The organism is Sphaerotilus hippei (genome assembly GCF_003201595.1).
GTDB classification, from domain to species: Bacteria; Pseudomonadota; Gammaproteobacteria; order Burkholderiales; family Burkholderiaceae_C; genus Sphaerotilus; species Sphaerotilus hippei.
The window spans coordinates 1-12,393 of sequence record NZ_QJJS01000011.1 but is presented as its reverse complement, the minus strand read 5'-3'; the positions used below and the strand labels follow the sequence as shown (position 1 = coordinate 12,393).

At 69.3% G+C, this 12,393-nt stretch carries 13 protein-coding genes and 1 pseudogene; 9 read left to right on the top strand and 5 right to left on the bottom strand.

All coding sequences use genetic code 11. The features are described from left to right. The first annotated feature begins 4 nt into the window (after positions 1-4). The 5 genes from C7444_RS12445 to C7444_RS12425 all read left to right on the top strand — a co-directional run bounded on the left by C7444_RS12445 (position 5) and on the right by C7444_RS12425 (position 4,571). The gene (locus C7444_RS12445) at positions 5-592 is read left to right on the top strand and encodes an HAD family hydrolase (protein ID WP_110401186.1); all 588 of its coding nucleotides are present in this window, start codon (positions 5-7) and stop codon (positions 590-592) included. Positions 593-848: 256 nt separating this feature from the next. Next, positions 849-2,306, top strand: a complete 1,458-nt coding sequence (locus tag C7444_RS12440) for an undecaprenyl-phosphate glucose phosphotransferase (protein ID WP_110401185.1) — start codon at positions 849-851, stop codon at positions 2,304-2,306. 61 nt (positions 2,307-2,367) lie between these two features. Next, positions 2,368-3,402: an acyltransferase family protein gene (locus C7444_RS12435; protein WP_110401184.1), complete on the top strand. Its 1,035-nt coding sequence runs from the start codon at positions 2,368-2,370 to the stop codon at positions 3,400-3,402. 258 nt (positions 3,403-3,660) lie between these two features. Then, a complete protein-coding gene (locus C7444_RS12430) occupies positions 3,661-4,032 on the top strand; it encodes a DUF2628 domain-containing protein (protein ID WP_110401183.1) in 372 nt (123 codons plus the stop codon). A gap of 131 nt (positions 4,033-4,163) precedes the next feature. Next, positions 4,164-4,571, top strand: coding sequence for a hypothetical protein (locus C7444_RS12425; protein WP_110401182.1), 408 nt, complete (start codon positions 4,164-4,166; stop codon positions 4,569-4,571). A gap of 76 nt (positions 4,572-4,647) precedes the next feature. Here C7444_RS12425 and C7444_RS12420 read toward each other — a convergent pair whose 3' ends face one another. Together C7444_RS12420 and C7444_RS12415 are read right to left on the bottom strand one after the other, a co-directional pair. After that, positions 4,648-4,932, bottom strand: a complete 285-nt coding sequence (locus tag C7444_RS12420; protein ID WP_110401181.1) for a hypothetical protein — start codon at positions 4,930-4,932, stop codon at positions 4,648-4,650. A gap of 31 nt (positions 4,933-4,963) precedes the next feature. Next, positions 4,964-6,769, bottom strand: a complete 1,806-nt coding sequence (locus tag C7444_RS12415; RefSeq protein ID WP_170130738.1) for a S8 family serine peptidase — start codon at positions 6,767-6,769, stop codon at positions 4,964-4,966. A 371-nt stretch (positions 6,770-7,140) separates the two neighbouring features. On the opposite strand from C7444_RS12415, the gene glf reads away from it, so the two are divergent. Continuing rightward, on the top strand, positions 7,141-8,247 hold the full coding sequence (gene glf, locus C7444_RS12410) for a UDP-galactopyranose mutase (protein ID WP_110401179.1): 1,107 nt from the start codon (positions 7,141-7,143) through the stop codon (positions 8,245-8,247). Positions 8,248-8,649: 402 nt separating this feature from the next. Here the strand turns inward: glf and vapC are convergent, their stop codons facing one another. Together vapC and C7444_RS12400 are read right to left on the bottom strand one after the other, a co-directional pair. Continuing rightward, positions 8,650-9,051: a type II toxin-antitoxin system VapC family toxin gene (gene vapC / locus C7444_RS12405; RefSeq protein WP_110401178.1), complete on the bottom strand. Its 402-nt coding sequence runs from the start codon at positions 9,049-9,051 to the stop codon at positions 8,650-8,652. After that, complete coding sequence (locus tag C7444_RS12400) at positions 9,048-9,242, bottom strand: type II toxin-antitoxin system VapB family antitoxin (protein WP_110401281.1); 195 nt, start codon at positions 9,240-9,242, stop codon at positions 9,048-9,050. Before C7444_RS12400 ends, vapC begins: the two co-directional genes overlap by 4 nt. 291 nt (positions 9,243-9,533) lie before the next feature. On the opposite strand from C7444_RS12400, the gene C7444_RS12395 reads away from it, so the two are divergent. Both C7444_RS12395 and C7444_RS12390 read left to right on the top strand, forming a co-directional pair. Then, complete coding sequence (locus C7444_RS12395; protein WP_110401177.1) at positions 9,534-9,998, top strand: DUF2846 domain-containing protein; 465 nt, start codon at positions 9,534-9,536, stop codon at positions 9,996-9,998. A gap of 122 nt (positions 9,999-10,120) precedes the next feature. Beyond that, the gene (locus tag C7444_RS12390) at positions 10,121-11,485 is read left to right on the top strand and encodes a DUF2610 domain-containing protein (RefSeq protein ID WP_110401176.1); all 1,365 of its coding nucleotides are present in this window, start codon (positions 10,121-10,123) and stop codon (positions 11,483-11,485) included. Between the two features lie 131 nt (positions 11,486-11,616). Here C7444_RS12390 and C7444_RS20005 read toward each other — a convergent pair whose 3' ends face one another. Continuing rightward, positions 11,617-12,000, bottom strand: a complete 384-nt coding sequence (locus C7444_RS20005; RefSeq protein ID WP_146219392.1) for a hypothetical protein — start codon at positions 11,998-12,000, stop codon at positions 11,617-11,619. Between the two features lie 141 nt (positions 12,001-12,141). Between C7444_RS20005 and C7444_RS12380 the strand changes: the two are divergent. Next, positions 12,142-12,393 (top strand): annotated as a pseudogene (locus C7444_RS12380) (hypothetical protein); the annotation flags it as partial.

Sequence of the window (12,393 nt, the reverse complement as noted above, 5' to 3'; positions counted from 1 at the left end):
CCCCATGCACCTGGCCCTCTTCGACTTCGACGGCACGCTGACCACCCGCGACAGCTTCCTGCCCTTCCTGCACCACCTCGCCGGCACGCCCGGCTTCGCCGCCGGCCTGGCCCGCAGCAGCGGCCCGCTGCTCGCCTACGCGCTGCGCCTGATGGCCAACGATGCCGCCAAGGCCCAGGTGGTGCGCCAGTTCATGGGCGGGCGGTCGCTGGCCGAGGTCCACGAGCAAGGCGCCCGCTACGCCCGCGAGGGCCTGCCCCGGCTGCTGCGCCCGCAGACGATGGCCGCGCTGGCCGCCCACCGCGAGGCCGGCCACACCTGCGTGCTGGTCAGCGCCTCGCTCGACGTCTACCTGCACCCCTGGGCCGAGCAGCAGGGCTTCGATGCCGTGCTCTGCACCAGCCTGGCCGTCGATGCCAGCCAGCGCATCACCGGCGAGCTGCACCCGCGCAACTGCCACGGCCCGGAGAAGGTCAGCCGCATCCACCAGTGGCTGGCCGGGCGCACGCCCACCCACATCACCGCCTACGGCGACAGCCGCGGCGACCGCGAGATGCTCGCGATGGCGCAGAGCCCGCACTGGATCGGCTGAGCTGTCGGAAATCCGCTGCGAAAGCGGACACATCGGGCGGGAACGCATCAGAACCAGCCCTCGATACGAGGGGGTCTGGTGCGCCGCATCATTGATTCGACGCCTTCCCCTTGTAAAACTGCACGGCAGCGTCTGCGCGCAGGCCCGCCCGGCATGGCACATTGAGGCCCAGCTGCGTACCAACAATTACCCGTACGCAAGACCGGGCCCAGGACCTGCAAGGCCACCCATGGCAGACCCCGACACAAGGACATCGATGTACGCACAACCGCCGCTTCCCACCCCCGGCACCGGGCTGCCGCCCCAGGCCGAGGCGTATGGCGCCGCCACTGCGTCCACCAAGCGACTGTTCAACTCGCCGCCGCAATCGGTGTCGATGTTCATCGCCGCGCTGCTCGAGCCGGTGATCGCCATCGCCATGCTGGTGGCCGTGCAGATCGCCCACGAGCAGACCATCGACCGGGCCTGCCTGCTGCTGTGCATCCTGACGCTGGCGCTCGTCTACCCCGGCGCCAACCGCTTCCACGAGCGCCCGCTCAACGTCGTCGTCGACACGATGGCCGCCTGGGCCGCGGTGGTCGCGATCCTGTTCCTGTGTGGCGTGGCCACGCGCAGCGTGCACTTCTTCGACCGCAGCGTGCTGGTCTGGTGGGCGGTGCTGACCCCGGTGGCGCAGATCGCCGCCGTCTGGGCCGGTCGCAGCGCCATGCGGGTCATGGCCGCCAGCCCCGAGGCCCGCAAGCCCGCGCTGGTCATCGGCGCCGGCCCGATCGGTGACAAGGTCGCGCGCATGCTGGCCAATCGCCAGGCCTACGGCCACGACTTCATCGGCCACCTCGAGGACCGTGACGTCGAGCGCTGCGCGCCCGGCACGCGCGGGCGCATCGTCGGCCGCTTCAGCGAAGCCGCCGACATCATCACGCGCCTGGGCATCAAGGAGGTCTACATCACCCTGCCCCTGAGCTCGCAGCCGCGCATCGCGCGCATGCTGGCCCAGCTGCAGGACAGCGCCGTGTCCATCTACTTCGTGCCCGACGTCTTCGGCGTCAACATCATCCAGGGCCGCATGCGCAACATGGACGGCCTGCCGGTCGTCAGCCTGCTCGAGAGCCCGTTCATCGGCGTCAACCGCATCGTCAAGCGGGTCTCCGACATCGTGCTCGCCAGCATCATCCTGGTGCTGATCACCCCGATGCTGGCGGCCGTGGCCATCGGCGTGAAGCTCAGCTCGCCCGGCCCGATCATCTTCAAGCAGCGCCGCAACGGCGTGGACGGCGGCGAGATCCTGGTCTACAAGTTCCGCTCGATGCGGGCCACCGACAACGGTGCCGTCGTCAAGCAGGCCACCCGGGGCGACCCGCGCATCACCCCCTTCGGCGCCTTCATCCGCCGCACCTCGCTCGACGAGCTGCCGCAGTTCATCAACGTGCTGCAGGGCCGCATGAGCATCGTCGGCCCACGCCCGCACGCGGTCGCGCACAACGACCAGTACCGCCGCATCATTCACGCCTACATGCTGCGCCACAAGGTCAAGCCCGGCATCACCGGCTGGGCCCAGGTCAACGGCTGCCGTGGCGAGACCGACGCGATCGAGAAGATGGAAGCCCGCGTCGCCTACGACATCGAGTACCTGCGCAACTGGTCGCTCGGCATGGACCTGCGCATCATCGCGCGCACCATCAAGCTGACCTTCTTCGACAAGAACGCCTACTGAGCGGCGGCAGCAGCCGGTGCCGGATCAGCCCCCGCCCGCCTGCTGCCCCTGCGCACCCGGCATGCCGTCCGCATCCGTCCCCCCGGCCAGCGCGCCCATCGCCTGGATCGACCGCCTCAAGGCCATCGGCATCGTGCTGGTGGTGCTGGGGCATGCCGTGGACGGCACGCTGCTGCACGAGGTGATCTACAGCTTCCACATGCCGCTGTTCTTCTTCGCCTCGGGCTACCTGTTCTCGGCCCGGGACGCGCGGCAGCCGCTGAGCGCCTACCTGCACCATCGCATCGTCCCCTGCCTGCGCCACTACCTGGTGTTCTCGCTGGTGGGCGCGCTCTACTACATCGTCGTCAAGCACTGGGGCCCCGACCACCGCCCCCTGGGCGAGCTGCTGCTCCACCGCGCCGCCTCGGTGCTGGCGGCCAGCGGCACCAGCCAGCTGCCGAGCCTGACGCAGCCCACCACCGTCTGGCCCATCGCGCTGTGGTTCTTTCCGGCGCTGGCCTGGGCGCTGGTCGGCCTCAGGCTCAGTGCCCGCCGCGCCAGCCCCGTGCTGGTGGCGCTCGCCTGCGGCGCCTTCGCCCTGGGCCGGTTCGCCGAGAACCAGGGCTGGCTCTGGTCGCTCGACGCCGGCGTGGCCGCCTACCCCTACCTCGTGCTGGGCCACCTGCTGCGCCGGCACCGGCCGGTCGAACGCAGCCAGCCCCTGCCCGTGCGCACCGGGGCCTGGCTGCTGGTGCTGCTGACCCTGGGCGCGGTGACCGCCGTGCTGAGCAGCCCGTGGAGCCAGTCGGCGGCCGTGGCGACGGCGCTCAAGCCGCTGGCCTTCGCCGGCATCGTGCTGCCCGGCGTGGTGGCCCTGACCCGGCCGGGCCCCGCCCGCTGGTCCGGCCTGCTGGCGCGGTCCTCGCTGACGGTGTTCCCGCTGCACATCATCGTGTTCTCGGTGCTCGACAACCTCACCCGCCGCAGCGGCCCGCTGCAGGACCTGCTGGCCTATGGCGAGCCCGCCGGCATCGTGCTGCGGGTGCTGGTCTCGTTCGCCGTGCTGGTGCCGCTGCACCTGCTGATGCTGGAGCGCCGCGGCCCCCCGGCCTGATCGCGGCCCGCCCCTGCGCGCCAGGGCCCCCGCCCCCCCCCTGGCTCCTGTCGACACCCCTCGCATCACCCCACCGATGCGGGACAGGGGCACACCGCCACGCCAACATGTGACATATTGTTTCCGTTGCGGGTAAGATTTGACGCAACGCAACGGCAACAGGCCGGTTCACGGCGTGGTTTTCCCGCCATCGATGACGCCGGACCCGTGCCCCAATGCGGCAGCAAACCCACCCCGCGGCCCCAGCGAAGCGACGCCATGCTCAACGTGTTGAACGACTCCTCCTCCCTGTCCCCCAGAACCGCGCCCCCGCTGGAGCTGCGCCACCCGCGCACCGGTGGCAGCGTCACCGTGCCGCTGGGCTTCAGCCTGCCGGTGGCCGTGCTGGGCCCCATTCCCCTGCTGATGCACAAGCGCTGGCGCCTGGCCGCGCTGACCACCGTGGTCAGCGTGCTGCTGCCCGTGGCCGGCCAGATCCTGATGGCCACGCGCATCCACCGCCTGCTCATCAAGGATCTGCTGGCGCGCGGCTACCGGGCCGTGGGCACCACGCCCGGCACGGTCAGCGCCGCCGAATGGACGCTGGGCATGTCCCTGCCCCGCTACCGCGGCCCGAAGGCGCCGGACTGACCCCGCGCCTGCGTGGTCCGGACATCAAGGCGGTACGGATCTTGTTGTAGCCTGACCTGAATCAGGGTCGACGCACGGATTGCATGCGTTGCCCATCAGGGAAGTCACCAGCACGAGGATGGACCAGCACCATGTCGGACACACCCGCCCACGTCGCCCGCCCCACCGCACGACCGCCCGCCCGCAAGCTGCCGCCGCTGATGATGCGGCACCCCCGCACCGACCACTGCACCGAAGTCCCGCTGGGCTACAGCCTGCCCGTGGCGCTGTTCGGCCCCCTGCCGCTGATGCTGCGGCGTGACTGGCCGCTGGCCGGGCTCACGCTCGTGGTCAGCGTGCTGCTGCCCGTGCTGGGGCAGATCACCATGGGCCGCTACACCAACCGCATGCACATCCGCAACCTGCTGCGGCGCGGCTACCGCGCCGCCGGCCGGGTGCCCGGCGAGGTCAGTGCCGCCGAGTGGGCGCTGGGCATGTCGCTGCCCCGCTACCGCGGCGCCCGGGACCCCGAGCGCTCGACCTTCGGGCCGGAACACTGAGCGGGCCCCCGCTGCACCACGGGTGCATGGGGCCACTCGACATCCGCCAGCAGTCTGGACAGGCCGCCTCCGGACCTCATCCGGCCACGCCCCCTCCCTGCATCGGCCGCGCCAGCTCCAGCCGCAGCACCCAGGGCAGGTCGGCCAGCGTGGCGAGGGACGGGCGGGTCAGCGTGGCGCTGAAGACCCGGCCGGTGGCGCTGCCGGGTGGCAGGCCCAGCGGCTCGAGCAGCGCCTGCTGGGCGGCGGTGGGCGGGTCCGAGGCCATCACCAGCACCAGCACCGTCACCGTCGCGGCGCCGTGGGCCGGCAGGCGCATCACCTCGGCGGCCAGGGCGCTGTCGAGCTTGTCGAAGTTCATGGGTCGGACCTTCCGGTGTCGGGACCAGATGCTAGAGCCGCGCGGCATCGATCACCCCACTCCCCCAGACGGGATCGTGGGCGCCCGGCGCGCCCCCCGGGATCACGCTGTGCGCCCTCAGCGCGGCCTTCAGCCCCGCGGGGTCGAGGCCGCGCTCACGCTGCAGCAGCAGCGCGGCCAGCCCCGTCGCCAGCGGCGCGGCCATGCTGGTGCCCGCGCTCACCACATAACCCCGCCGCACCACGTCGGCCGGCGCGTGGCCGGCCGGCACCTGTGACGACGCGGCCGAGACGATCATCGCCCCCGGCGCGGTCACGTCGGGCTTGGGCGAGCCGTCACGCAGCGGCCCCTGGCTGCTGAAGTCGCAGATCTCGCCGCACCGCAGCCCGGGCGCGCCGTGCGGGGCGCCCCCTTCGTCGCACCACTGGTCGCGGGTGGTCATCGCCGCCACCGTCAGCGCCTCGCGCGCGCAGCCGGGGCTGCCGATCTTCATGCCCGCGGCCGCCGTGCGCGCCGCGAAACGCGTGCGGGTCAGCGCCCCGGCCGGCGGCAGCCACGCATCCAGCCGCACCGGCACCGGGCCGCGGTTGCGCAGCTCCAGCCGCCAGTGGTCGACGCCCCCGGTGGCCGAATCGGGCCGCGGCCACACCTCCACCCGCACCTCGCGGTCGCCCCGCCGTGCCGGGGTCGACAGCAGCAGATCGTCCTCGGCGAAGTAGTGCCGCCGCATCGGCGGGCCACCCCGCAGCAGCGGCTGCCAGTCGGTGTGCTCGGCGTCGGGCGACACCACGCGCACCTCCAGCTCGGCCGCCGCGGCATACCAGGCCGTCAGCACGAAACCCGCGCGCGGCAGGCCGCCCGGCTGCGCCACCTCGATGTCCAGCACCGCCCGGCCCCCGCAGGCCAGCTGCACCTGCGCATGGATCGCATCGGCCCCCTCGTTGCCCGCCGCCGTCACCACCAGCCGCCCCGGCCCGCAGCGGCTGTCGATGTAGCGCGACAGCAGGTCCGTGCCGTCGTGCGCGTTGTCGTGGTGGCCCAGGCTCAGGTTCACCACCGCCGGCATGTCCAGCCGGTCGGCCTCGCGGAACACCAGGTCGATCGCGTCGAGCACCGGTGCCGTCGACATCAGCGCCTTCACCACCAGCAGGCTCGCCCCCGGAGCCACCCCGCCAAAACGATCGTCGCGGCCCGCGGCGATGCCCGCCACATGCGTGCCGTGCCCGTCGCTGTCGTGGCTGTGCGCCATCTGCGGGCCACGCAGCAGCCGGCCATAGGCCACCGCGCCGGCGGCCCCGGCGCCCCGCCCACCCGCGGCCGGCAGCGTCTGGTCCCAGATGCCCAGCACCCGCGGCCCGAAGCACGGATGGGCCGCATCGATGCCCGTGTCGACGATGCCGATCAGCACCCCGCGCCCGTCCAGTTCCGGCGACGCCGAACGCCGGAACTGCGGCAGCCCGATGCGTGCGGCCGCCAGATCGTTCAGCGGCCGCAGCGCCACCGAGCGCTCGATGAACGCCACCGCCTCGCAGCGCCCCAGCCGCGCCAGCCCCTCCACCGACACCACCGCCGAGCGCACCTCGCCCTCGGTCTGGTGCCACAGCACCCCGTCCATCGGCGCCAGCACCGCCCCGCGGCGGCAGGCCACCAGCACGTCCAGGCCGGGCACGCCCTCGCCCTCCCCGGTCTCGCTGCCCCACTGCAGCGCCGCTCCGGACGGCGGCGGCAACCCGCCCGACCCGTGCCGCAGCGCGGCCCACGAACGATCCCGCGCGGGCACCGCCGCACAACGCGCCAAGGCGGCCGTCAGGCTCGCCGACATCTTGGTCCAGTCCATGTTCATCTCCCTTGCTCGCCTGCCGTGGATGGAGTCAGGCCAGCCCATTGCGAACCCGTGAACCCGGCGCGTCAATGCCCTGTCAGCAGGGAGTCAGGCCGCCATCAGCACCAGAACCCGGCAATCCGGCGATACATCACAGGCACCCGGGCGTACCTGGCGAAGACTTCGGCGCCGCCAGCCCCCGCGCCACGGCACCACCGCGGCTTCGTGCACGAGACACCCCCCGTCCACGGGGCCCTGCAGCCAACCTGCCGCTCCAGCCACGTTGCTGACGCGGGACGGCGCAACAATGTGCAATCGGCACTTCCCGCATCCGGCCGGGCACTGCATCCTGCCCGGAACAGGCGAATCGTCAGAAAGAATCCATCATGGTCACCCCTACCCACCTGATCGTCGGAGCCGGTTTTGCCGGCTCGGTGTGCGCGCGCGAGCTGGCCGAGGCCGGCAAGCAGGTGCTCGTGGTCGACAAGCGGCCCCACATCGGGGGCAATGCCTTCGATGTCCGCGATGCGCAGGGCGTGCTGATCCACCCCTACGGCCCGCACATCTTCCACACCAACAGCAAGCGGGTCTTCGAGTACCTCTCGCGCTTCACCGACTGGCGCTTCTACGAGCACCGCGTGCTCGCGCAGGTCGACGGCGAACTGCTGCCCATCCCGATCAACCGCACCACCATCAACCAGCTCTACGGGCTCGAGCTCGGCAAGGACCAGGTCCAGGGCTACCTCGACAGCGTGCGGGTGCCCTGCGAGCGGATCGCCACCAGCCAGGACGTGGTGCTCGCCAGCGTGGGCCCGGACCTGTGCGAGAAGTTCTTCCGCGGCTACACGAAGAAGCAGTGGGGCCTGGACCTGTCGGAGCTGTCGGCCGGCGTGGCCGCGCGCATCCCCACGCGCACCGACGACGACGACCGCTACTTCGGCGACAGCTTCCAGTTCATGCCCGCGCAAGGCTACACGGCGATGTTCGAGAAGATGCTCGACCACGAGAACATCACGGTGCGCACGGGCACGGACTACCGCGAGGTGCTCGACGGCGTCGCCGGGGCGCACATCGTCTACACCGGCCCGATCGACAGCTACTACGACCAGTGCCACGGGGCGCTGCCCTACCGCAGCCTGAGCTTCGAGCATGTGCACCACGCCGACACGCCGCTGCAGCAGACGGTGGGCACGGTCAACTACCCCAACGACCATGCCTACACCCGCATCACCGAATTCAGGCACCTGACGGGCGAGCAGCACAGCGGCACGTCGCTGGTCTATGAATATCCGCAGGCCGAGGGCGACCCGTACTACCCGATCCCGCGCCCGGAGAACGAGGCGCTGTTCGCCAAGTACCGCGAGATGGCCGACCGGGAAAGCGGCGTGACCTTCGTCGGTCGACTGGCCCAGTACCGCTACTACAACATGGACCAGATCGTCGCGGCCGCGCTCAAGGCCATGGAAGACCACCTCGCGCCGGCCGGCGCCTGATCATCCACGTGATCCGTCATGTCGGGGTCACGCCAGGCAGGCAGGGCGTCCGGATAGGCGTCGAACTGGAAGTTGAAGCGCACGCCATCGTCGGCGACCTGTTCAGCGCCAAACCTCCATGCGCCAGCGTACCTGCGCATGGACGGCCGAGAGAACCGTTCAAGCACCTGGTCACAGCCACGACGGTTGATCACCGAGCCATGGAATGGCGCTGTCGACGCGCAAGGCCGGCACGGTAGAGACGCTCGGCCAACCACCGCCAATCTGATATTCGGCACCCCGCGCTCATGCTCGGAAAACGATGACTCTTGTCAGCAATCGATGACTTCCGGCCCGTCCGCCCAGATTTCGATTGAAGAGCGGCGCCTTCGGCCGGGCCGCGCCCGCTGATCGGGCACAGGATCAGTCAGGCACCAGCGCGCAACGCAACCCGAGGTGCTCGACGAACGGGTCGAAGTCACGATCGCTGTAGAGCAGCGGCAAGTCCTTCTCGATGCACGCGGTCGCGATCAGGGTATCGATCGTCTTGCGGACCGTGATCCCCGACGCACGCAGCGTCCGGAAGTTGCGCGCGGCTTGAATCGCCATCTGCTGGCCACCCAGCTCGATGACCTCCAGCGAGCTCAGCAGCTTCCTGGCCTGGTTGAAGTCGCGATCCGCGTTGAAGCCCTGCAGCACCTCGACCAGGATCAGGTCCCCCACACCCAGCGGCTCGTGTCCCAGCAAGGCGTCCAGGCGCTGTGTCTGCGGACTCACCACGCCCCTGAAGTAGTCGATCCAGACGCTGGAATCCACCAGGATCACGAGTCCACCCTCATCGCGTCGAGATCGCCCTGCCAGTCCAACTTGCCACGAAAGCGGCGGATCTCCTCCTGCTGACGCAGACGCAACAGCGTGCGCAGCCCCATCTCCACCGCCTCCTTCTTGGTCTTCAAGCCGGTCAGGCGCATGGCTTCGGCCATGAGCTTGTCGTCGATCACGATGTTGGTGCGCATGATGTGCATGAAAAATGAGTTTCTTACACATCATAAGTCCATCCAGACGTTCTGGTCTGCACCAAGGCGCAGCGCCACACCGCCCACACTCGATACCGTCGAGTTCCGTCGCTTGCGCACAAAACAACCCGAATCAGCAAATCTTCACAATAAAATGAAAAAACTTAACCGATGTGAGGTCTTTCAGGTGAGGTCGTTCCGGCCGCGCGCCTGGTCTCGTCACGCGGGAGAGGCATGCCGTGAGCGGACCGCCCACGGCTGACGTTCAAACAACAGAGAGGAAGCTGCACCATGAAACTCGTCTATACGCTTGCGCTGGCCACCACCGTCATCCTGTCCGGATGCGCGTCCGTGGACATGGCGACCCCCGCCGAGTCGGCCCAGGCCAAAGAATTCAAATCCCCCAGCCCGGGTCATGCCGGGGTCTACATCTACCGCAACAGCGTCGTGGGCCAAGGCCTCAAGAAAGACCTCTGGATGGACGGCAAGTGCATCGGGGAAAGTGCTCCCGACATCTTCTTCCACACCGAGGTCGAAGGCGGCAAGAAACACACCATCGACACCGAGTCCGAGTTTTCCGCCAACTCCCTCGAACTCATGACCGTCGCCGGCAAGCACTACTTCATCCGGCAGTTCATCAAGATGGGCGTGTTCGTCGGCGGCGCCGGGCTGGAACAGGTGCCCGAGGAACAAGGCAAGGCGGACGTCGCCCAGCTCGCCTTGGCCAAGCCGGGCAAGTGCAGCGCGGCGCGCTGACTGCCCTCGGGAAGCCAGGCGGGCGGGTCCGACACCACCACCTGGCTTCAGCAGACCTCCATGCCCGGGCTGCGCCAGAGGCGCATGCACGTGAAGATTCAACTCACCACCTGAATCCCGTGATGTTCAAGCTGTCTGGAATGCATGGCTTCTTGCTGGGACTTGCCTTGGCCAGCGGCACTGGCGTGGCGGTGGTACTCCACCAGCACGCCCGTACCCAGCGCCTCGCACAGGCCTGCGATACCGCTGCGGCATCGCCCTTCGACGACACCCGGCCCGCAGGCATTCCTGGCGTGCCTTTCGAACAGATCGCTGCCCAGCAGGCCATCGAGGCCTGTCATGAAGCGACCGCGGACCAACCAGCCGACGCCCGTCTCCAGCATCAGCATGGGCGGGCACTGCAGGCAGGCCAGCGACTGGCTGATGCTCTGGTCGCCTATCGCCAAGCGGATCGCCTGGGCTCGATCCCGGCCGGTCACAACATCGGCTCGATCTACCTGATCGGTGGTCAGGGCGTTGCCAAGGACGAGGCAGCGGCCGTGGCCTGGTTCGAACGCACGGCGGCAAAAGGCTATCCCCTCTCGCAGCGCGCAGCGGCCGAACTGCTGGAACACGGACAAGGAGCTGTGGCCGCCAACCCGGAGCGGGCCGCTTTCCACTGGCGAACGCTGGCCGACCACGGTGATGCGCAGGCCGCGGAACACGTCGGCCTCGGGATCAAATCCGGCAGCTTCCAGCCGCAGTCGGACCGGGAGCTGTGGGACCGGCTCTCCGCCGCCGCCGAGCAGCATCACACCCGAGCGTCGATCGAAGCAGCCCAACTTCTCAAGGACAGCAACGCCACACCCGAGCAGATTCAACTCGGCGCCCGCTACGCCCTGGACGGATACCGCAATGCGCTCAAGGCCACCATCGACAGCGAAGAAGGATGGCCGCTCTACCCTTGGCGGGCCTTCCAGCTCTTCCAGCACTTCGTCAAGGCCGGCGCACGCAACGACATGACCATGGACGAGGCCCGAGCGGCTGAAGCCGACTTTTCCGGACCGGTCAAGAAATTCACGGTTCCCATCGACTGCGACGGCACCCAGGTCGCCTTCTCCCTCTACCTCTGGCAGTGGCAACGGAACTACCCGCAGAGCGACACGCAGTTTCAGTGGCTGCAGGCCGCCCGCCGCTGCACGCCCCCCGAAGCCGTCGCTGCCTCCTTCCAGAAGATCTTTGCCATCGCAGCCGAGAACCAGGTGAATTTCCCCGATCTGGCCGTCCGGGCCTTCAGCCGCGAGCCTGACCCGCCCCCGCAGCAGATCGCCGAACCGATGGAACAGGACAGCATTTCAGGCCGCACGGCCGGCAGCGGACTGTCAGGCGGAGAAACCGTCGGCGTCGCACTCGCCGCGCTCGCCTGCTGGTACTGGAGCGACCAGTGCAAGGAGCTGGCGATGGAAGCAGCCAAACAAGGCATCCGCGAACTGCTCAAGTCGAACTGAGGAAGGCCAGTCCAGTCGTCTGCTCGGTCGAGGACGACCACCTGCTGGTGACCGTCGTCGCCGTTGACCGACGTGAAAACGCCGTGGTGTACGAGTCAGTCATCACTCGTCTTCACGCGGCCGCATCGGCATCACCCAAGAATCGCGTGCCGCCACACCGGCCATGACCACCCTGCGCTGGCGTGCGTGGCCACACCGAGCCCGCCCGCCTCATCAGGCATGATCCCATGCGCTGACGCCACCTGCGCCCCACCGACCGGCCCCAGCCACCGCGCCGTCATCCAGCGCCGCAGCCGCTCGTCGAGCAGCGCCGCGGCCAGGGACAGCAGCAGGCACAGGCCGCCGACCAGCAGCACCTGCTGCGCCGGGCACCACGCTGACGCTGCCACGTTCCTGCGCGTTGGCTTCATGCCATCGCCCTGCCTGGATCCGCCTCCAGGCATGAAAAGGCCACCGCAGCGAAGCCAGCGGCTTCCTTGCCTGGTGGAGCCCTGCAGCACCTCGACCAGGATCACGAGTCCACCCTCATCGCATCGAGATCGCCCTGCCACCACGCCGCTGCCACACGCCCAGCAGCGCGGCGGCCCCGCGCCACCCGCCGGGCCTGAGGCAAACTACCGGGCACCAGCAAACCCGGGGCGCTTCAGGAGTCCACATTGAATCCACGTCACATCGCACCGTTCGTGATCATCGCTTTCGCTGGCTCGCCGGCCCTGGCTTCGCAGCAGTGTGAAGGGCCGCTGCGGCGCGACGTCAGCGACTTCGTCTCCATCGATGACGGATCCCAGGTCCTGGACCGGAAAACCGGGCTGATCTGGATGCGCTGCATCGAGGACCAGCGCTGGAGCGGCACCACCTGCATCGCCAGCAACGCCGAGGAAGTGAAGCCGGGCCCGGGCCTGACCCAC

What these genes read in the sequence shown, in the direction of transcription:
- C7444_RS12440 (WP_110401185.1), top strand. Translation starts at nt 849, where the DNA reads ATGTACGCACAACCGCCGCTTCCCACCCCCGGCACCGGGCTGCCGCCC.
- C7444_RS12420 (WP_110401181.1), bottom strand. Translation starts at nt 4,932, where the DNA reads ATGAACTTCGACAAGCTCGACAGCGCCCTGGCCGCCGAGGTGATGCGC.
- C7444_RS12435 (WP_110401184.1), top strand. Translation starts at nt 2,368, where the DNA reads ATGCCGTCCGCATCCGTCCCCCCGGCCAGCGCGCCCATCGCCTGGATC.
- C7444_RS12430 (WP_110401183.1), top strand. Translation starts at nt 3,661, where the DNA reads ATGCTCAACGTGTTGAACGACTCCTCCTCCCTGTCCCCCAGAACCGCG.
- C7444_RS12445 (WP_110401186.1), top strand. Translation starts at nt 5, where the DNA reads ATGCACCTGGCCCTCTTCGACTTCGACGGCACGCTGACCACCCGCGAC.
- C7444_RS12390 (WP_110401176.1), top strand. Translation starts at nt 10,121, where the DNA reads ATGTTCAAGCTGTCTGGAATGCATGGCTTCTTGCTGGGACTTGCCTTG.
- C7444_RS12415 (WP_170130738.1), bottom strand. Translation starts at nt 6,769, where the DNA reads ATGGACTGGACCAAGATGTCGGCGAGCCTGACGGCCGCCTTGGCGCGT.
- C7444_RS12425 (WP_110401182.1), top strand. Translation starts at nt 4,164, where the DNA reads ATGTCGGACACACCCGCCCACGTCGCCCGCCCCACCGCACGACCGCCC.
- C7444_RS12400 (WP_110401281.1), bottom strand. Translation starts at nt 9,242, where the DNA reads ATGCGCACCAACATCGTGATCGACGACAAGCTCATGGCCGAAGCCATG.
- glf (WP_110401179.1), top strand. Translation starts at nt 7,141, where the DNA reads ATGGTCACCCCTACCCACCTGATCGTCGGAGCCGGTTTTGCCGGCTCG.
- C7444_RS12395 (WP_110401177.1), top strand. Translation starts at nt 9,534, where the DNA reads ATGAAACTCGTCTATACGCTTGCGCTGGCCACCACCGTCATCCTGTCC.